Raw genomic sequence first — 19,516 nt, forward strand, 5'->3', positions numbered from 1 at the left:
GGCCGCACCCTAGTTCCCAGCGGTGACGGCCTTGCCGGTGACCCGTCTGCCCCCCGACGCGACGGATCGACAAGGCAAGACTGCCGTTCGGCGATAAACGAACGATGAACGCGCAGGCCGGGGCGGTGCGGACGATTCCGCGCGCCCCCCGCTAGGCCGCGCTGATGAGGTCCAGCAGCGCCCGGACCTCGGTCGCCTCGGGGGAGCGGAGCTCGTCGAAGACCTCCAGCGCCTCCCGCCAGCAGACCTGGGCCCGCCCCTGCTGGCCGATGCCGTTCAGGGCCCGCCCCAGCACGGTCAGCACATTGGCGCGGCGCCACTCCCCGCCGATGCCCCGCAGCACCGTCAGCGCCATCTCGGCGTTGGACGCCGCCTGCGCGGGCCGTCGCGCGGCGATGTCGACCTCGGCGAGCCGGAACAGCGTCATGCCCTCCCACAGGCGCTGCCGGCTGTCCCGGAACACCTCCAGGGCCTCCCGCAGCCGGTCCACGGCCGGGCCGAGCTGCCGGTCCTCGGTGAGCGCGAGGCCCAGCGCGTACCGCCCATTGGCGCCGCGCAGCGAGTGCCCGATCGAGTCGTAGATCGCCGTGCCCTCCTCGGCGAGGGCGATGGCCCGCGCGGTCCGGCCGGTGGCGAGCTGGATGCGGGACAGGTTGCACAGGGCGGCGGCCTCGCCGGGCCGGTCGCCGATGCCGCGGAACCGCTCGATGGCGTGGGCGAGATGGACCTCGCCCTCCTCGAACCGGCTCTGGTACAGGGCGATGATGCCCCGGGCGTTCGCCGACCAGCAGGCGGGCAGCGGGTCCCCGGCGGCCTCCGCGAGCGGCAGCGACAGCGTGGCGTCGCGGTCGGCCTCCTCGAAGCGGCCCGCGGTGTGGTGGACGCCCGCCAGCGCCATCAGCGCCCGGCCCTCGGCACGCACGTCGCCGAAGTCGCGCGCCGCGTCCCGGACCCCGGAGGCGATGGCCTCGAACTCCTTGGCGTTGGTGCCGGACTCGCCCAGGTCGAGCGCCGCCCACAGCAGGTCCACCGCCCGCCGCACCGTCCCCGCCGACGCCGCCGACTGCCGGACGCAGGCCAGCAGGCAGTTGGCCTCGGCGTACAGCCAGTCCTGCGCGGTGTGCCGGTCGGCGAAGACCAGGCCCTCGTAGGCGGTGGCCTCCAGATGGTCCACCAGCCGGTCGCCGGGGCGCTCCAGCGCGTACACCCGGGAGGCCGTCGACAGATAGAAGTCCAGCAGCCGCGACAGCGCCGACTCCCGCTCCCCCGGCGGCTGTTCGTCCCGCTCCGCGCAGGCGCGCGCGTAGAGGCGCACGAGGTCGTGGTAGCGGTAGCGGCCCGGCGCAGCGGACTCCACGAGGGAGGTGTCGACGAGCGCTTCGAGGAGGTCCTCGGTCTCCCACTCCGGCAGGTCCAGCACCGCCGCCGCCGCGGCCAGCGAGATGTCCGGCCCGTCGGCGAGGCCCAGCAGCCGGAAGGCGCGCGCTTGGGCCGGCTCCAGCTGCCCGTAGCCCAGCTCGAACGTGGCCTTCACCGCGAGGTCGCCCGCCTGGAGCTCGTCCAGCCTGCGCCGCTCGTCCGCCAGCTTGGCGGCCAGCACCGAGACCGTCCAGGTGCGCCGGGCGGCCAGCCGCGAGGCGGCGATCCGGATGGCCAGCGGCAGGAAGCCGCAGGCGGCGACCACGTCGAGCGCGGCCTCCCGCTCGGACCGCACCCGCTCGGTGCCCACGATCCGGGTGAAGAGCTGGAGCGCCTCCTCCGGCGACATCACGTCCAGGTCGACCAGGTGCGCCCCCGCCAGGTCCACCATCCGGATGCGGCTGGTGACGAGCGCGGCGCAGCCCGCCGTGCCGGGCAGCAGCGGCCGGATCTGCGCCGCGTCCCGGGCGTTGTCCAGCAGCACCAGGACCCGGCGCCCGTCGAGCGTGGAGCGGTAGAGCGCGGCCCGCTCGTCGAGCGAGTCGGGGATCGCGGAGTCGGGGGTGCCGAGCGCCCGCAGGAACGCCCCGAGGACGGTCTCCGGCGCCGCCGCGCGCGCACCGGCGCCCTGGAGGTCCACGTACAGCTGCCCGTCGGGGAAGTGCGGCCGGGCCTCGTGGGCCACGTGCACGGCGAGGGTCGTCTTGCCGACGCCGCCGATCCCGGCGAGCGCCGACACCGCCATGACGTGCCCCTCGGCGGTGGCGAGCCGGCCGCCCAGCTCGCGTACGAAGGAGGCGCGGCCGGTGAAGTCCGGCACGGTGGCGGGGAGCTGGGCGGGCCGGGCGAGCGGCGCGGCGGCCGGGGGCTGCTCCTCCACCGGCCGGGCCAGCTCGGCGTCGGCCTGGAGGATGCGCTGCTGGAGCCGGGAGAGCTCCGGGTTCGGGTCCACGCCGAGCTCGTCGGCGAGGAGCCGGCGGGTGTCCGCGTAGACGGCGAGGGCCTCGGCCTGCCGCCCGGAGCGGTACAGCGCGAGCATCAGCAGTTCGCGCAGCCGCTCGCGCAGCGGGTGCGCGGCGGTGAGCGCGGTCAGCTCGGAGACGGCCTCCGCGTGGGCGCCGACCTCCAGGTCCAGGTCGAGCCGGGTCTCCAGGAGCTGGAGCCGCCACTCCTCCAGGCGGGTGCGCTGGGTCTCGGCGTACGGCCCGGGCACGGACGCGAGGGTCTCGCCCTCCCACCGCCCGAGGGCCTCGTCGAGCCGCTCGCGCGCGCCGCACCGGTCGCCCGCGCCGCGCAGCTTCTCGGCCTCGGCGGCCAGCTCGTGGGCCTCGGTGAGGTCGAGGGTGAGGCCCGGCGCGGTGGTGCGCAGGGCGTAGCCGCCGGACTCGCTGACGAGCACGCCGGGGTCGAGGATCTTGCGCAGCCGGGAGGCGTACGTGCGGACGGCGGCCAGCGCCTGGGAGGGCGGCTCCTCGCCCCAGATGGCGTCGATCAGCTCGCCCGCGGTGGCGGTGCGCCCGTCGCGCAGCAGCAGCGCGGCGAGCAGGGCCCGCTGCTGCGGCGAACCGGTGGGCAGCACCTCCCCGCCGCCCCGGCTGGCCCGCACGGGTCCCAGCACGCCGAAGCGGAGCGAGCCGGGGGCGCCGGGCACGCCGCCCGCACGGCCCGCGCCGCTCGCGTAGCCGCCCGTACCGCCCGCGTCGGCGCTCGCGCCACCCGCACCGGTCACCCCGGCAGCCCCGGTCCCCCCGGCACCCGCCCGCCCGTCTCCGGGTACGCGGGAGCGAGGTTCCTCGGCCGGCCCGGTGCCGGTCCTGTCGGAACCCGTCGCCGGAGTGTGCTGCTCCGGAACCCGCGGCCCGTCCTCACGGTCCATTAGCTCCCCCTGCCCGTACCGCTGGTTTCGCCCAAGACAGTCTGCCTTGTCCGCGGGGCGCGCGTCAGCATCGGGGCGGCCGATCCCGGGGCGGACGCGGACACGGGAGCTGACGAACCGTCAGATCGACGCTACCGTGAAGGGCATGGAGAGCTTCCCCAAGATCATCTCGGTGGACGACCACACCGTGGAGCCCCCGCACGTCTGGCAGGACCGGCTCCCGTCCCGCTACCGCGACACCGGCCCCCGGGTCGTCCGCGCCCCGCTGAAGGAAATGACCTTTCTGGGCGGAAAGTTCGCCCCTGTCATGGGCGCCAAAGGGGACGAAGGCCCCATTGGCGACTGGTGGGTCTACGAGGACCTGCACCGCCCGCTGACCCGGCTCGACACCGCCGTCGGCTACGACCGCGACGAGATCCGGCTGGAGGTCATCACCTACGAGCAGATGCGGCCGGGCTCGTACTCCGTGCCCGAGCGGCTCGCCGACATGGACGTCAACCACGTCCAGTCGGCGCTCTGCTTCCCGACCTTCCCCCGATTCTGTGGCCAGACCTTCACAGAAGCCGCCGATCGTGAACTCGGTCTGCTCGGCGTGCGCGCCTACAACGACTGGATGGTCGAGGAGTGGTGCGGCCCCGAGGCGGCGGGCCGGCTCATCCCGCTGACCCTGATCCCGCTCTGGGACCCGGAGCTCGCCGCCGCCGAGGTCCGCCGCAACGCGGCCCGGGGCGTGCGGGCGGTCGCCTTCTCCGAGATACCCCCGCACCTCGGGCTGCCCTCGGTGCACACCGATCACTGGGACCCCTTCCTGCGCGCCTGCGACGAGACCGGCACGGTCATCGCCATGCACATCGGCTCCTCCAGCCGGATGCCGTCCACCTCCGCCGACGCGCCGCCCGCCGTCGGCTCCACCATCACCTTCGCCAACTGCTGCTTCTCGATGGTCGACTGGCTGATGAGCGGCAAGTTCGAGCGCTTCCCGAACCTGCGGATCATGTACGCCGAGGGGCAGATCGGGTGGATCCCGTACATCCTGGAGCGCGCGAACGTGGTCTGGGAGGAGAACCGGGGCTGGGGCGGGGTCGCCGACAAGGTGCTGCGCCCGCCGTCGGAGCTCTTCGCCGAGCACGTCTTCGGCTGCTTCTTCGACGACGCCTTCGGGCTGCGCAACCTGGACGCCATCGGGGTCGGCAACGTCCTCTACGAGACGGACTACCCGCACTCGGACTCCACCTGGCCCAAGTCCCGCGAGGTGGGCGAGGCGCAGATGGGCCACCTGGCGCCGGACGTGGTCGAGCGGATCGTGCGCGGCAACGCGATCGACCTGCTGGGGCTCACCCCGGACGGCCTCTGGCGTCCCTAGGGCCTGTCTGACAATTCCCGACGGCTCCGGGCGCGGGAAAAGGGCCCGCCCGGCCCGCCGAGGGAGGCGGACCGGGCGGGGGCTGGGGGCGGGCCGGGTCAGTAGGAGCCGGTCCGGACGTACCTGATGCCGCCGGCGACGTCGACGAAGCCCTCCGCGTAGGAGGAGACCCCGGCGTCGTTGACCATGCGGGTGTAGCAGGAGCTGCTCCCGACGGAGACGGTGCAGGAGTACTGGCGCCCGTCGGAGTTGCGCACGACCTTCGCCTGGGCGCACGCCTTGCCCGCGGAGGCGTTGCCGCAGTTCGACTGGGCGCCGTCGAGGGTGATCCGGGCCCAGGCGGTGCGGCAGCCGGAGTTGTAGCGCAGCTCGATGGTGCCGACGTGGGTGCCGAAGTACGGGTCGTTGACCGACGCCGACTGGACGGTGCTGGTGGTGCCGCCGCAGCTCGTGGCGGCCGGGTCGGCGCCGTCGTAGGTGGCGGCCTGCGCGGAGCCGCCGGTGAGGGTCAGGGCGCCGGCGGCGAGGAGCAGGGCGGTGCCGGCCTGGGCGGCGCGGCGGGCGAGGTCACGCATGGCGGGGGTCCGTCCCGTTCTCAGTAGCTGCCGGTGCGGGTGTACTTGGTGCCGCCCGCGGTGTCCGTGTAGCTCTGGGCGTAGGAGCTGACGCCGGCGTCGTTGACCATCGGCGTGTAGCAGGAGCTGTGGCCCTGGGTCACGGTGCAGGTGTACTGGCGCCCGTCGGAGTTGCGGATGACCCATGCCTTGGGGCAGGCGACGCCGGCGGAGGCGTTGCCGCAGGCGCTCTGGGTGTAGTCCAGGGTGATCCGGGCCCAGGCGGTGCGACAGCCCGAGTTGTAGCGGAGCTCCAGGGTGCCGAGGTGGGTGCCGTGCTGGTCCGTCATCGGGGCCGACTGGACGGTGCTGGTGGTGCCGCCGCAGTTGGCGGTGCCCGGGTCGCCGCCGTCGTAGGTGGCCGCCTGGGCGGAGCCGCCCGTGAGGGTCAGGGCGCCGGCGGCGAGGAGCAGGGCGGTGCCGGCCTGGGCCGTGCGGCGCAGCAGGGTACGCATGGAGGGGGTCCGTTCGACGGGGGCCGGGTGCGGCCGCTTGCGGGGGCGGGGGGCTGCCGCTTCCAGCGTGCGGCCCGGGCCCGCGCGGGGTCTTGGACAAAAGCGCACCCGGCGGGGTCCGCCCGTAACGGAGCGGACGCACCCCTTGCCTGACGAGGCGTCAGAAGCCAGCATGGGCCGCGGCATCACAACTGACGCAGTGTCAGATGAGGTCGGAGGAGGAGCCCCATGGTGGTCTACGGGATGCAGCTGCCCGTCCAGTCCCAGAGCACGATCTACGCCGAGCCCTGGGAGGCCGCCGCGGGCCCCGCCGACCTCCTCGCGGTCGCCCGCGCCGCCGACGAGCTCGGCTTCGACTACATCGCGAGCTGCGAGCACGTCGCCGTGCCGCGCCGGATGGCCGGGGCGATGAGCACGGTCTGGTACGACCCGGTGGCCACCCTCTCGTTCCTGGCGGCGGCCACCGAGCGGGTCCGGCTGCTCTCGCACGTGGCCCTGGTCGGGCTACGCCACCCGCTGGTCTCGGCGAAGGCGTACGCGACCCTGGACCACCTCTCCGGCGGGCGGCTCGTGCTCGGGGTCGGCGCCGGGCACCTCCAGGAGGAGTTCGAGACGCTCGGGGTGGACTTCGCCGGGCGCGGCGGGGTGCTCGACGAGACCCTGGACGCGCTGCGGGCGGCGCTCGGGCCCGAGGAGTTCCCCGAGTTCGAGGGCGAGCGCTTCTCCTTCCGGGACCTGGGGCAGCGGCCCCGCCCCGCGCAGGAGCGGGTCCCCGTCTGGGTCGGCGGCTCCTCGCCCGCCGCCGTGCGCCGGGCCGCGCTCAAGGGCGACGGCTGGCTGCCGCAGGGCGACCCGCGCGGCAAGCTCGCCGAGCAGATCGCGCGGCTGCGGGAGCTGCGGGCGGCGGCCGGGATCGGGGCGCCGCTCACGGTCGGCGCGATCGCCGAGCCGCTGTACGTGGGGCAGCCCGCCTGGGACACCGGCCGGCGCACCCTGACCGGCAAGCCGCAGGCGCTCGCCGAGTCGCTGCGGGCCTACGGGGAGATGGGCGTGGACCAGCTCCAGGTCCGCTTCCGCTGCCGGAGCCGGTCCGAACTGATCGACCAGATGCGGGCCTTCGCCATGGAGGTCGCACCGCACCTCACCTAGGTCCTGTCGCCACACTCCCGCCTGCCTCGCGACGCCATGCACGCACTCTCGCCGCACCGGGCGCAAGCCCGAGTACGTCCAGTACGAGGGCGTGCGCCCGGCACGCCGAGAGCACGCGCCTGACGCCGCGAGGCCGCCCTCCGGGCGACGACGGGAGTGTGACGACAGGACCTAGGGATCCGAAAGGAGCCATCGCATGGGCAAGCTGGACGGGCGGGTCGTCGTCATCACCGGCGCGGCGCGCGGGCAGGGGGAGCAGGAGGCGCGGCTCTTCGCCGACGAGGGGGCCCGGGTGGTCCTCGGGGACGTGCTGGACGGCCCCGGCGAGGCGCTGGCCAAGGAGCTGGGGGAGGAGCGGGCGCTCTACGTGCGCCTGGACGTGACCGCGGAGGCGGACTGGGCGGCGGCGGTGGCCGCGGCCAAGGAGCGCTTCGGGCGGATCGACGGCCTGGTGAACAACGCGGGCATCCTGCGCTTCAACGAGCTGGTGACGACGCCGCTGGACGAGTTCGAGGCGATCGTGCGGGTCAACCAGGTCGGCTGCTTCCTGGGCATCAAGGCGGTGGCGCCGGAGATCGCGGCGGCCGGCGGCGGCACGATCGTGAACACCGCCTCGTACACGGGCGTGACCGGCATGGCCGGGGTCGGCGCCTACGCGGCGAGCAAGCACGCGGTGCTGGGGCTGACCCGGGTGGCCGCGCTGGAGCTGGCGGCGAAGGGGATCCGGGTGAACGCGGTCTGCCCGGGGGCCATCGACACCGCCATGAGCAACCCGGAGGGCGTCGACCCGGCGGCCACCGCGGAGCTGTACCGCAAGCTGGTGCCGCTCGGGCGGATCGGGCGGCCGGAGGAGGTGGCGGCCCTGGCGCTCTTCCTGACCGGCGAGGACTCCGCGTACATCACCGGCCAGCCCTTCGTCATCGACGGCGGCTGGCTGGCCGGGGTCAGCCTCTTCTGAGCTTTTCTGACGCACCATCAGGTATTGACGCACCCACCGCGCGGTGCGAAAGTCGGGCACATCGCTGATCTGACGATTCGTCAGAAACTCACGAGGACGGTGAACTTCCGTGGAATTCGGGATCTTCGTACAGGGATACGTCGGCAAGCGGGCCGAGACCGATCCCGATGCCGAGCACAAGGCCCTCATCGAGGAGACCGAGTACGTCATCCAGGCGGACAAGTCGGGCTTCAAGTACGCCTGGGCCTCCGAGCACCACTTCCTGGAGGAGTACTCGCACCTCTCCGCCAACGACGTCTACCTCGGCTACCTCGCCCACGCCACCGAGCGCATCCACCTCGGCTCCGGCATCTTCAACCCGCTCGCCCAGGTCAACCACCCGGTGAAGGTCGCCGAGAAGGTCGCCATGCTCGACCACCTCTCCGGCGGACGGTTCGAGTTCGGCTCCGGGCGCGGCGCCGGCTCCCACGAGATCCTCGGCTTCTTCCCGGGCATCACGGACATGAACCACACCAAGGAGATCTGGGAAGAGACCATCGGCGAGTTCCCCAAGATGTGGCTCCAGGAGGAGTACGAGGGGTTCCAGGGCAAGCACTGGTCGCTGCCGCCCCGCAAGATCCTCCCCAAGCCGTACGGCAAGTCCCACCCGGCCATGTGGTACGCGGCCGGCTCCCCCGCCTCGTACGCCATGGCGGGGAAGAAGGGCCTCGGCGTCCTCGGCTTCAGCGTGCAGAAGGTCTCCGACATGGAGTGGGTCGTCGAGTCCTACAAGAACGCGATCAAGGAGGCCAAGGCGGTCGGCGACTTCGTCAACGACAACGTCATGGTGACCTCCACCGCCATCTGCGCCGAGACCCACGAGAAGGCCGTCGAGATCGCGGTGGGCGGCGGGCTCAACTACCTCCAGTCGCTGCTCTTCCGCTACCACGACACCTTCCCGCGCCCCGAGGGCGTCCCCGAGTGGCCCGAGCTGCTCCCCGAGTACTCGGCCGAGATCATCGAACTCCTCATCGCGGAGGAGCTGATGATCTGCGGCGACCCGTCGGAGGTCCTCGCCCAGTGCCGCCGCTGGGAGCGGGCGGGCGCCGACCAGCTCTCCTTCGGCCTGCCGATCGGGATCTCGTACGAGGACACGATGAACTCCATCAAGCTCATCGGCGAGCACGTCATCCCGAACATCGACACGGACCCCGTCCACCGCACCACCCGCTTCCGGCAGGGCGCGGGCTCCTGACGGAGCCCTCGCCACCCCCGTGTGGGCAATCGTCCCGCAGGGCGGGACGGGTGGGCACACGGGACGGCGCCCACGCGGGCGCCTCCGGGCCCCGTGCCCTGACCCGCACCCCCAGCGCGGGGCGGCGTCTTCCCGGACCGCCGCCCCGTACCGGCCCCGGCCGGAGGCAACCGCAGCCGCGGCCGGCTGCGCCAGGCCCCCGACCGGGGCGCGCCCGTGCTCCCGCGCGGGACCCGCGCAGAAAGGACGGCCCATGCTCGACCACCTCATCAAGGGCGCCACCGTCGTCGACGGCACCGGCGCCCCCGCCTTCACCGCCGACGTCGGCCTCCGCGACGGACGGATCGCCGTCATCGCCGAGCCAGGCACCGTCACCGAGGAGGCCGGGACCAGCGAGGACGCCACCGGACTCGTCCTCGCCCCCGGCTTCGTCGACCCGCACACCCACTACGACGCCCAGCTCTTCTGGGACCCCTACGCCACCCCCTCCATGAACCACGGCGTCACCACCGTCGCGGGCGGCAACTGCGGCTTCACCCTCGCCCCGCTCCACCCGGACCGGCCCGAGGACGCCGACTACACCCGCCGGATGATGTCCAAGGTCGAGGGCATGGCCCTGAAGGCCCTGGAGGAGGGGGTCGACTGGAGCTGGTCCTCCTTCTCCGAGTACCTCGACGCCCTCGACGGACGCACCGCCGTCAACGCGGGCTTCATGGTCGGCCACTGCGCCCTGCGCCGGTACGTGATGGGGGCGGACGCGGTCGGCGGACAGCCCACCGAGGAGCAGCTGGCCCGCATGGTCGCCCTCCTCAAGGAGGCCATGGCGGCCGGCGCCTGGGGCCTGTCCACCACCCAGTCGGCCACCCACTCCGACGGCGACGGCGCCCCCGTCGCCTCCCGGCACGCCCTGCCCGCCGAGCTGATCGCCCTGTCGGAGGCCGTCGGCGAGCACGAGGGCACCCAGATCGAGGCCATCCTCGCGGGCTGCCTCGACCAGTTCTCCGACCCGGAGATCGACCTCTTCGTCGCGATGACGGCCGCCGCCGGACGCCCGCTCAACTGGAACGTCCTCACCATCGACGCCGCCGTCCCCGAACGCGTCCCGCGCCAGCTCCTCGCCTCCGAGCGGGCCCGCGCGGCCGGCGGCCGGATCGTCGCCCTCACCATGCCGATCCTCACCCCCATGAACATGTCGCTCGGCACCTTCTGCGCCCTCAACCTCATCCCCGGCTGGGGCGAGGTCCTCGGCCTGCCGGTGCCCGAGCGGATCGAGCGGCTGCGCGACCCCGCCGTCCGGGCCGAGCTGCTGCGCCGCGCCGACTCCAAGGAGGCGGGCGTCTTCCGGCGGCTGGCGAACTTCGGCCGGTACGTCATCGGGGACACGTACAGCAAGGAGAACGCGGGCCTGTCCGGGCGGGTCGTCAAGGACATCGCCGCCGAGCGCGGCCAGGACGCCTTCCAGTGCCTGGTCGAGATCTGCGCCAACGACGAGCTGCGCACCGTGCTGTGGCCGATGCCCACCGACAACGACCCGGCCTCCTGGGAGCTGCGCCGCGCGACCTGGGAGCACGAGGACGTGCTGCTCGGCGGCTCCGACGCGGGCGCCCACCTGGACCGGATGTGCGGGGCGCCGTACACCACCCGCTTCCTCGGCGACTGCCTGCGCGGCCGGAAGCTGGTGCCGCTGGAGCAGGCGGTGCGGATGCTCAGCGACGACCCGGCCCGGCTCTTCGGGCTGGTCGAGCGGGGCCGGATCACCGAGGGCTTCCACGCCGACCTGGTCCTCTTCGACCCGGAGCGGATCGACGCGGGCCCGGCGACCCTGGTCCACGACCTGCCCGGGGACAGCCCGCGGCTGGACTCGCGGGCGGTCGGGATCGTGTCGGTGCGGGTCAACGGGGTCGAGACGGTACGCGACGACGAGGTGACGGGCGCCATCCCGGGCCGGGTGCTGCGCTCGGGCCGCGACACGAGGACGGTGAGCACCAGGTGACGATCACGGAGCGGCTGTACATAGGGGGCGAGTGGGTCGAGCCCGACGGCGGCCACTACGAGGTGACCGACCCGGCCACCGAGGGGCTGGTCGGCCTCGCCCCGGAGGCGTCCCGGGCGCAGGTGTACGCGGCGGCCGAGGCGGCCCGGGACGCCTTCGGCACCTGGTCGCGGACGAGGCCGGAGGAGCGGGCCGCGATCCTGGACCGGGCCGCCGACCTGATGGCCCGCGACGCGGAGGCGAACACGCTGCTGGCCCGCGCGGAGACCGGGGCGACGACGGCGACGGCGCGCGGGATGCAGGTGGCGGTGGGCGCCTCGCGCTTCCGGCGGTACGCGCGCGGCGCCCTGGAGCCGGTCGAGCAGGCGCTGCCGCCGCAGATCAACGAGGCGGGCCCGATGGGGAAGGCCGGGGTGTTCGGGGCGGTCGCGGTGCGCCGCCCGGTCGGCGTGGTCACCTGCGTCACCTCGTACAACAACCCCTGGGCCAACCCGGCGGGCAAGATCGCCCCGGCGCTCGCCATGGGCAACACGGTGGTGGTGAAGCCGGCCCCGCAGGACCCGCTGTCGGTGTTCGCGATGGTCCGCGCGCTGGCGGAGGCGGGGGTCCCGGACGGGGTGGTCAACCTGGTCACCGGCTCCGCCCCGGCGGTGGGCGAGGCGGCCGTGGACTCCCCGGCGGTGGACATGGTCTCCTTCACCGGCTCCACGGCGGTCGGCCAGGCGATCGGCGAGGTCTGCGGCCGGAGCCTGAAGCGGCAGCTGATGGAGCTCGGCGGCAAGGGCGCCGCGCTGGTCTTCGACGACGCCGACCTGGACTCCGCGGTGATGGGGATCGGCACGACCTTCTCCTTCTACAGCGGGCAGATCTGCACCGCGCCGACCCGGGTGCTGGCCCAGCGCGGGATCCACGACCGGCTGGTCGAGAAGCTGACCGGCTACCTCGGCTTCATGAAGGTCGGCGACCCGGCGGAGCGGGGCACGGTGGTCGGCCCGGTGATCTCGGCGGCGCACCGGGACCGGATCGAGTCGTACGTGGAGCTGGGCCGCAAGGAGGGCGCCACGGTGGTGGCGGGCGGCGAGCGCCCGTCGGGCCCGGGCCTCGACCGGGGCTTCTACGTGGCGCCGACGCTGCTCGCGGACTGCACCAACGAGATGCGGGTGGTCCGGGAGGAGATCTTCGGCCCGGTGGTCGTGGTGGTGCCCTTCGACGACGAGGAGGAGGGGATCGCCCTCGCCAACGACAGCGACTACGGGCTGATCGACTACGTCTGGTCCGGCGACGTGGCCCGCGCCTTCCGCGTCGCGGCCCGGCTGCGGGCGGGCGGGGTCGGGGTGAACACGATCGGCCGGAACATGGAGGCGCCGTTCGGCGGCTTCAAGAAGAGCGGGGTCGGCCGGGACGTGGGCTCGTACGCGCTGCACGCGTACAGCGAGACGCAGGCGGTGGTCTGGCCGGGCTGAGCGGATCCGGCGCCGTCCGGGCGGGACGTCCCGGCGGATCCGGCGCCGTCCGGGCGGATCCGGGACCTTCGGTGCGGACCGGGGGTCTTCCGGCACCTTCCCGTTTCCGGAGACCTTCGGAAAATTCCTCGGGAAATTTTTGAATCGGACATTCCGGACAGTGCTGCGGTTCCCGCATATCGGACACTCGCGCCGGACCTACCGCTTGGTCGGTCCGGCCGGGTCGTCGATCTTTCAATCATTGGCGACCACCCGGATTCGCCCTCAGATTGCAAGGTGATGATCGATCAAATGAGCGGACGACGATCTTCCGGATGTGGAAACCGCAGCATTTAACGTCCTGTTCATGACTCAGGTGGATGTGCGGCCCCAGGCCGGAGACACGGTAAGGGGCACCGCGACCGCGGGTGGCACCACCGACCAGCGCGGCGTGCGCACCAAGGGCCTCGGCGGCAACTCCGTGGGCCTGATGGGCAGCGCCGTCATCGGCATCTCCACCGTCGCCCCCGTCTACTGCCTCACCTCGACCCTCGGCTCCACCGCCGGCGAGGTCGGCCTCCAGATGCCCGCCGTCTTCCTCGCGGGCTTCCTGCCGATGCTCCTCGTCGCGTTCGCGTACCGCGAGCTGAACAAGGTCATGCCCGACTGCGGCACCTCCTTCACCTGGACCGTGAAGGCGTTCGGCCCCAAGGTCGGCTGGATGTGCGGCTGGGGCCTGGTGATCGCGACGATCATCGTGCTGTCGAACCTGGCCGGCGTCGCCACCTCGTACTTCTGGCTGCTCGCCGGGGAGATCACGGGCAATCCGTCGATCGCCGCCCTGGACGACAACAAGGCCGTCCACATCGTCACCTGCCTCGCCCTGATCGCCACCGCCACCGCGATCAGCTACCGGGGCATGACCGCCACCAAGGGCCTGCAGTACACCCTGGTCGGCCTCCAGCTCGTCGTCCTCGGCCTGTTCGTGGCGATGGCGCTGTCGAAGGCCGGCTCCTTCGAGACCTCGGTCGACTTCTCCTGGTCCTGGATGAACCCCTTCGCGGTGCAGTCCTTCGCCGCGTTCACCGCCGGACTCTCCCTGTCGATCTTCATGTACTGGGGCTGGGACGCCTGCATGGCGACCAACGAGGAGACCACCGGCAGCGCCAAGACCCCCGGCCGCGCCGCGCTCATCGCGATGGTCGTCCTGGTCGGCTCCTACCTGGCCACCGGCATCGCCGCCCAGATGGCCGTCGGCTCCGGCGGCGAGGGCCTCGGCCTGGCCAACCCGGAGACCTCCGACAACGTCTTCGCCGCCCTGGCCGGCCCCGTCATGGGCCCCGCCCTCGGCATCCTGCTCTTCGTCGCCGTGCTCGCCTCGGCCGCCGCCAGCCTCCAGACGACCTTCATCCCGGTCGCCCGCACGGTCCTGGCCATGTCCACCTACGAGGCCCTGCCGAAGTCCTTCACCAAGGTCCACCCGGTCTTCAAGACCCCCGGCAAGGCGACGATCGTCGCCGGTGTCGCCACCGGCGTCTTCTACACGGTGATGACCCTGGTCAGCGAGCACGTCCTGGTCGACACGATCTACGCGCTCGGCCTGATGATCTGCTTCTACTACGCGCTGACGGCCTTCGCCTGCGTCTGGTACTTCCGCGGCGAGCTCTTCCGCTCCGTGCGCGACTTCGCCTTCAAGGGCCTCATGCCGGCCCTCGGCGGCCTGATGCTCACCGCCGTCTTCGCCAAGACGCTGTACGACATGTGGGACCCGGCCTACGGCTCCGGCTCCGCGGTCCTCGGCGTCGGCTCCGTCTTCGTCATCGGCGTCGGGCTGCTGCTGCTCGGCGTGGTGATCATGCTGGTGATGCAGCGCCGCAGCCCCGCGTTCTTCCGCGGCGAGGTGCTCACCAAGGAGACCCCGTCGCTGGTGGTCGCGGACTGATGGACTCCGCGACCGTCGGCTGACGGAAACGACGAGGTGGCGGGCCCGTGGGGGGTCCCGCCACCTTTGTCGTTCCCGGCGCCGCCGCGGTCAGTGGCCGCCGGGCAGCAGCCCCGAGACCAGCTTGTTCGGCGCCGGCATCTCGGCCGGGGCGCCGCCCTTGCCCTGCGGCATCAGGACCCCGCTGAGCGGGATCACGGAGGGGAGGTTGGCGCCCCCGGTGTCGGCGGCGGCGGTCCCGGCGGCGGCGGTGAGACCGCCGGCCACGGCGAGTCCGGTCAGGGCGGCTGCGGTGAGGATCTTCTTCATGTCCGCTCCAACGCGGACGGACAGGGTCCGGTTACGGGCGGAGGGGGCGGCCCCGGACCCCCGCCGGGCCCTCTTTAGGATGCGCGCGTGACTACGGGGACAGGCGGGACAGACGTGACGGACGGGGATCGCGGCGGCTGGCGGACCCGCCCCGCGCGGGCGGCGGACCTGGAGCCCGTCGCCGAGCTGAAGGCCGTCGTGATGCGCGCCGACCTGGAGCGGCTGGGCCGCTACGACGAGCACCGGGTCCGGCAGCGGCTCCGGGACGAGTTCCGGCCCGAGCACACCTCGGTCGTCGAGGTGGCGGGCGCCTTCGCCGGATGCGTGGCCTTCGCCCCCGACGAGCCCGGCCCCGGCCGGCGCCTCTTCCACTTCTACCTCGCCCCCGAGGCCCAGGGCCGGGGCCTCGGGACGGCGGTGCTGCGGACGCTGCTCGACCGGGCGGACACCGAGGGCGTCCCCGTCCGGCTGACCGTCGTCCAGGGCAGCCCCGCCCGCCGCCTCTACGAGCGGGCGGGCTTCACGGTCGAGTCCGAGGACCCGATCGACGTGCGGATGGTGCGGGAACCGGCCCTCAGAACGCCGCGCCCGCCGGCTGCCGGGTCGTGACGTTGATCCGGTTGAAGAAGTTGGTGAGCGCGACCATCAGCACGATCGAGGCGAGCTGCTTCTCGTCGAAGTGATCGGCCGCCGCGTCCCAGACGGCGTCCGGCACCGCGTCCGGGCTGTCGGCGAGCCGGGTCGCCGACTCGGCGAGCGCCAGCGCGGCCCGCTCCTCGTCGGAGAAGTACGGGGTCTCGCGCCAGGCGGCGACCGCGAACAGCTTCTCGTCGCCCACGCCGTTCTTCCGGGCGCTCTTCACCCCGAAGTCGACGCAGAACCCGCAGTTGTTGATCTGGCTGGCCCGCAGGTGCACGAGCTCCAGGGTCGACTCCGCGACCCCGCCCTCCCGCACCGCCTTCACCAGGCCCATGATCGCCGGGCCGGTGTCGCGGAGCACGTGGGCGGGGTTGGTCATCCGGGGCTTGATCGCGTGCTGCATGGTCCGCTCCTGGGAGTCCGCGGGACCGGGGTCGTGTGCCGCCGGTCCCTTCCGTTCCGTTGCCTTCACCGCAGTGACGGATCGGGGGACGGGGAATGTGACACGCCCCGGGAAATTTCTTTCGGAGTGCCCGGATCACCCCTCCGTACGCGCTCCCTCGGCCCCCTCTGAGGGCTCGGCCGGCTCGGCCGGGTCGGTCGGCTCGGGCGGCTCGGCGACGAGGGCGGTGGCGACCGTGCGGAAGCCGACGCGGGCGTACATCCGGGCCACCGTGGCGTCCGTGGCGCTCAGGAAGACGGTCGTCACACCGGCCGCGCGCGCGTCGGCGACGAGCGCCGCCGTGACCGCGAGCCCGAGCCCCCGGCGCCGGGCCTCCGGGCGGGTGCCGACCCCGACGACCTCCGAGACCGCGCCGACCGGCTGGTGCTGCCCGGCGGCCAGCGCGGTGCCGGAAGGACCGAAGGCCGCCGCGAGCCGGGTGAGACCCGCCGCGATCCGCTCCCCGACCTGGACGGCGGCGCCGGGGGTGGGGGTGGCTCCGAACGCGGCGTACGGGGCGGCGACCGCGCTCTCCAGGGCGGGATCGGCCGCGCCGACCATGCGCACGACGACGCCCTCCGGCAGCGCGCCCGGCGGCTCGGCGCCCTCGGCGAGGACCATCAGCGGGTGCTCCCGCACCACGAGGCCGCTCGCCTCGGCCGCCGCCCGCAGCCCCGGCGTCGTCTCCGCCACCCACTCGAACGCCTCGGGCGCCCCCAGCTCCCGCTGCCGCGCCCGTACCGCGTCCACGGCGGCCACGGACACCGGGCCCGCGTGGCCGAGGGCGGGCCGCGCGTAGTACGGCCACCCGGCCCCGTCCCGTACGAAGAGGGTCAGCGGCCCGAACGCCTCCGCGCGGGCGGCGGAGCGGGGCACGGCGTCGTAGTAGGTCTCCAGGAGCGTCAGCATGGGCCCAGGATGTCGTACGGGCGCGGGCGCGCGGGATGATGGAGCCATGACCGAGATCCTCACCCCCCGCCTGCTGCTGCGCCGCTGGACCGACGACGACCTCGTGCCCATGGCCGAGATCAACGCGGACCCGGAGGTCATGCAGTGGATCGGCGACGGCTCCGTACGCGACCTGGAGACGACGGCGGGGAACATCGAGCACTGGGAGGAGGAGTGGGACGACGAGGGCTTCGGGCTCTTCGCCGTCGAGCTCCTCGGCTCCGGCGAACTGATCGGCTTCACCGGCCTGTCCGTCCCGCACTTCCTGCCGGAGGCGGAGCACGAGGTGGAGATCGGCTGGCGCCTGGGCCGCCAGTACTGGGGCCAGGGCTACGCCTCGGAGGCCGCGCACGCCGCCCTGGAGTTCGCGCTCCAGGACCGCGGCCTGGAGCGGGTGATCAGCATCGCGCGCGCCGCGAACACGGCGTCGGAGAACGTGATGCGCAAGCTGGGCATGACGCTGGAGCGGGAGACGGTCCACCCGGAGTTCGGGCACGCGCTGCGCATCCACGCGATCGACCTCACGGAGTACCGGGCCTGAGGGCGCTGCGGGCGGCGGTACCGGCGGCGGTACAGGACGGTGACCCGACGGCGACCCGGGGGTGACAGGGACCCGTCATCCTCGCGGTAGCGGTGCGGACCGAGGGGGAGCCGTGAACGGGACCACGCACACCTGCCCGGGCTGCGGGCGACACGATCTGACGCAGGCGGTGCCCGCCGTGTACCTGGCCGGCCGCACCGCCGTCACCAGCCGCGAGCGCGACGCCGGCGGCGCCGCGCGCACCGTGACCCGCATCGCCACCACCGCGCTCGCCGACGCGCTCGCACCGCTGCCGAGGCGTCCGGGCCGCGCGCTCGGCGGCCTCGGGATGCTCGCCGCGGTCGTCGGCATCGGCGCGTTCCTGGGCGGGCGGCTGGCCGAGGGCGCCGAGGGGGACGGCGCCGGGGCCGGCTTCCCCCAGGACACCGGCCCCGACCTCGCCTTCCTCGACACCGTCGCGGCCGTCGCCCTGGGCGTCGTCGTCTTCGTCGCGGTCGTGCTGCTGGGCCGTGAGGCGGCGTTCGCCCTGCGGACCCGGGGCCGGGGCCGGGCCGAGGAGCTGTGGTCGCACGGCTGGTACTGCCACCGCTGCGGCACCGTCACCTTCCACGGCGTGCCCGGCGAGGACCGGGTCCCGCTCTCGCTCCAGGGCTTCCGCGAGCGGGTGTGGGAGCGCGGCGGCTACGGGCCGATGGCGGTGCGGCGGCCCGTCACCGGCCGGTAGCCCCCGCCCGTCCCAGGAACACCGGGTTCGTGAAGGCGGCGAGGGCGCCCGGCAGGGGTGGGGCGGTGGCCGGGTGGCGGACCTCGGCGCGGACGTACGTGGAGTAGGCGGCGGTCGTCGTCCACTCGGCGGTGTCGGTGTCCTGGACGGTGTGCAGGACACCCTGGTCCGTGACGAGGCGCAGCGTCCCGCCGGGCGGGGCGCCGGTGACGCGGAGGCGGACGGTGACGGGCTCGTCGGCGCGGACCGGGAGGCGTTCGCCGATCCCGGCGGTCCGGCCGCGCCCGTCGGTGACGCGGAAGTCGAGGGAGACGGCCGAGGACTCGGCGACGTAGCTGCGCCCGGCCCGCGGCCCGGCCAGGACCGCCGCCCGGCTCAGCTCCTCCGCGAGGACGACGGTCTGCGGGGTGCCGACCCGGTCGGGGTCGCGGTGGGCGTCGCTGTTGCCCATCGCGGGTGTCCAGCGCCCGCGCGCGAGGGCCGCGTCCCAGCCGGCCAGGGCGACCTCGTCGTCGGGGGTGTAGGGGCCGTTCCACACCTCCACCGCGTCGGCGTCGGCGAAGCCGAACTTCCAGGCGCAGCCGACGCAGGTGGCCTGCGGGTGGGCGGGGACGACGAGGCCGCCGGAGCGGCGGATCTCGCGGGCGAAGTGGCCGAAACGGTTCTCCCGGGCCCGGTAGCGCCAGTCGACGAAGGTGCCCGGGTCGGTGCCGAGGGCGAGGACGTGCCCGTTGCGGGTGGTGACCTCCTCGCCGAGCAGGACCAGCAGGTCGTCCCCGGCGTGCGGGGCCCACGCGCCGTGCCCGGCATGGGTGTTGTGCTCGGTGGCGGTGAGGAAGTCGAGCCCCGCCGCGCGCGCGAGGGCGGCGACCTCGGCCGGGGTGCGGCGCCCGTCGGAGTACACGGTGTGCAGGTGGCAGTCGCCCCGGTACCAGGCCCGGCCGCGCCCCCGGGCCCGCTCGGGCGGGTAGGCGACCGGGACGGCGGGCGCGTCCGGCCCCTTCGTCAGGCTCACGGTCACGGTGTACGCGAGGCCCTGCGGGGCGACGGTGTAGGGAGCGAGCACGAGGTGCCACAGGCCGGGCCGCAGCGGCCCCGCGACGTAGCCGGGGGTGGCGTCGTCGGCCCGTACGAAGAACTCCGTGCGCGCGCCGCCGGACCAGCCGCGGAAGCCCCGGCCGCCGAGCGCGGTGCCGCGCTGGTCGAAGAGCCCGATGTCGAGGGCGTTGCCCTGGGTGCCGGGCGGCACGGGCGGCCGGTCGTAGGTGTAGGCCACGCGCAGCTCGCGGACGCCGGGCGGCAGCTCGACGGGCAGGTACACGTAGTCGGGGGAGCCCGGCGGAAGGCTCCCGCTCACGGTGCGGCCGAGCCCCCCGCCGCCGTCGGCCCGGGCGAAGCTCACGGTCCCCAAGGTAAGCGCGCCCGCGGCACCCGTCACGAGGAGCGCGCGTCTGGTCGTCTCCGTCAT

At 73.9% G+C, this 19,516-nt stretch carries 17 protein-coding genes; 10 read left to right on the forward strand and 7 right to left on the reverse strand.

Annotated features, from left to right (window positions below; translation table 11 throughout):
- Window positions 1-151: 151 nt before the first annotated feature.
- The gene (locus AB0C99_RS18430; RefSeq protein WP_362476052.1) at window positions 152-3,295 is read right to left on the reverse strand and encodes a BTAD domain-containing putative transcriptional regulator; all 3,144 of its coding nucleotides are present in this window, start codon (window positions 3,293-3,295) and stop codon (window positions 152-154) included.
- 145 nt (window positions 3,296-3,440) lie between these two features.
- Here AB0C99_RS18430 and AB0C99_RS18435 point away from each other — a divergent pair, with 145 nt between their 5' ends.
- Window positions 3,441-4,658, forward strand: a complete 1,218-nt coding sequence (locus tag AB0C99_RS18435) for an amidohydrolase family protein (RefSeq protein ID WP_362476053.1) — start codon at window positions 3,441-3,443, stop codon at window positions 4,656-4,658.
- 98 nt (window positions 4,659-4,756) lie between these two features.
- Here AB0C99_RS18435 and AB0C99_RS18440 read toward each other — a convergent pair whose 3' ends face one another.
- Both AB0C99_RS18440 and AB0C99_RS18445 read right to left on the reverse strand, forming a co-directional pair.
- Window positions 4,757-5,233 (reverse strand): DUF2690 domain-containing protein, encoded by a 477-nt coding sequence (locus AB0C99_RS18440; protein WP_362476055.1) that lies wholly within the window; start codon window positions 5,231-5,233, stop codon window positions 4,757-4,759.
- 20 nt (window positions 5,234-5,253) lie between these two features.
- Window positions 5,254-5,727, reverse strand: a complete 474-nt coding sequence (locus AB0C99_RS18445; protein ID WP_362476056.1) for a DUF2690 domain-containing protein — start codon at window positions 5,725-5,727, stop codon at window positions 5,254-5,256.
- Between the two features lie 228 nt (window positions 5,728-5,955).
- On the opposite strand from AB0C99_RS18445, the gene AB0C99_RS18450 reads away from it, so the two are divergent.
- From AB0C99_RS18450 to AB0C99_RS18475, 6 genes are all read left to right on the forward strand, one after another.
- Window positions 5,956-6,876, forward strand: a complete 921-nt coding sequence (locus AB0C99_RS18450; RefSeq protein WP_362476058.1) for a TIGR03619 family F420-dependent LLM class oxidoreductase — start codon at window positions 5,956-5,958, stop codon at window positions 6,874-6,876.
- A gap of 196 nt (window positions 6,877-7,072) precedes the next feature.
- Window positions 7,073-7,834, forward strand: a complete 762-nt coding sequence (locus tag AB0C99_RS18455) for an SDR family NAD(P)-dependent oxidoreductase (RefSeq protein ID WP_362476059.1) — start codon at window positions 7,073-7,075, stop codon at window positions 7,832-7,834.
- Between the two features lie 109 nt (window positions 7,835-7,943).
- Window positions 7,944-9,068, forward strand: coding sequence for an LLM class flavin-dependent oxidoreductase (locus AB0C99_RS18460; protein ID WP_362476061.1), 1,125 nt, complete (start codon window positions 7,944-7,946; stop codon window positions 9,066-9,068).
- Between the two features lie 253 nt (window positions 9,069-9,321).
- On the forward strand, window positions 9,322-11,061 hold the full coding sequence (locus AB0C99_RS18465) for a D-aminoacylase (RefSeq protein WP_362476062.1): 1,740 nt from the start codon (window positions 9,322-9,324) through the stop codon (window positions 11,059-11,061).
- Entirely contained in the window at window positions 11,058-12,524 is a 1,467-nt protein-coding gene (locus tag AB0C99_RS18470) for an aldehyde dehydrogenase family protein (RefSeq protein WP_362476064.1), read from the forward strand. Before AB0C99_RS18465 ends, AB0C99_RS18470 begins: the two co-directional genes overlap by 4 nt.
- Window positions 12,525-12,870: 346 nt before the next feature.
- Complete coding sequence (locus AB0C99_RS18475) at window positions 12,871-14,445, forward strand: APC family permease (protein ID WP_362476065.1); 1,575 nt, start codon at window positions 12,871-12,873, stop codon at window positions 14,443-14,445.
- A 90-nt stretch (window positions 14,446-14,535) separates the two neighbouring features.
- On the opposite strand, the gene AB0C99_RS18480 is transcribed toward AB0C99_RS18475, so the two are convergent.
- On the reverse strand, window positions 14,536-14,754 hold the full coding sequence (locus tag AB0C99_RS18480) for a hypothetical protein (protein WP_362476067.1): 219 nt from the start codon (window positions 14,752-14,754) through the stop codon (window positions 14,536-14,538).
- A gap of 114 nt (window positions 14,755-14,868) precedes the next feature.
- Between AB0C99_RS18480 and AB0C99_RS18485 the strand changes: the two genes are divergently transcribed.
- A complete protein-coding gene (locus AB0C99_RS18485) occupies window positions 14,869-15,363 on the forward strand; it encodes a GNAT family N-acetyltransferase (RefSeq protein ID WP_362476068.1) in 495 nt (164 codons plus the stop codon).
- On the opposite strand, the gene AB0C99_RS18490 is transcribed toward AB0C99_RS18485, so the two are convergent.
- Window positions 15,329-15,796 (reverse strand): carboxymuconolactone decarboxylase family protein, encoded by a 468-nt coding sequence (locus AB0C99_RS18490; RefSeq protein ID WP_362476070.1) that lies wholly within the window; start codon window positions 15,794-15,796, stop codon window positions 15,329-15,331. The genes AB0C99_RS18485 and AB0C99_RS18490 overlap by 35 nt on opposite strands.
- Before the next feature lie 135 nt (window positions 15,797-15,931).
- Complete coding sequence (locus AB0C99_RS18495) at window positions 15,932-16,744, reverse strand: GNAT family N-acetyltransferase (RefSeq protein WP_362476071.1); 813 nt, start codon at window positions 16,742-16,744, stop codon at window positions 15,932-15,934.
- Window positions 16,745-16,790: 46 nt separating this feature from the next.
- On the opposite strand from AB0C99_RS18495, the gene AB0C99_RS18500 reads away from it, so the two are divergent.
- Both AB0C99_RS18500 and AB0C99_RS18505 read left to right on the forward strand, forming a co-directional pair.
- Window positions 16,791-17,324, forward strand: a complete 534-nt coding sequence (locus AB0C99_RS18500) for a GNAT family N-acetyltransferase (RefSeq protein WP_362476073.1) — start codon at window positions 16,791-16,793, stop codon at window positions 17,322-17,324.
- Window positions 17,325-17,436: 112 nt separating this feature from the next.
- The gene (locus AB0C99_RS18505) at window positions 17,437-18,048 is read left to right on the forward strand and encodes a hypothetical protein (protein ID WP_362476074.1); all 612 of its coding nucleotides are present in this window, start codon (window positions 17,437-17,439) and stop codon (window positions 18,046-18,048) included.
- Here the strand turns inward: AB0C99_RS18505 and AB0C99_RS18510 are convergent.
- Window positions 18,035-19,516 (reverse strand): CehA/McbA family metallohydrolase, encoded by a 1,482-nt coding sequence (locus AB0C99_RS18510; protein ID WP_362476076.1) that lies wholly within the window; start codon window positions 19,514-19,516, stop codon window positions 18,035-18,037. The two genes, AB0C99_RS18505 and AB0C99_RS18510, sit on opposite strands and share 14 nt — an antisense overlap.

The organism is Streptomyces sp. NPDC048659, assembly GCF_040650575.1.
GTDB lineage: Bacteria > Actinomycetota > Actinomycetes > Streptomycetales > Streptomycetaceae > Streptomyces.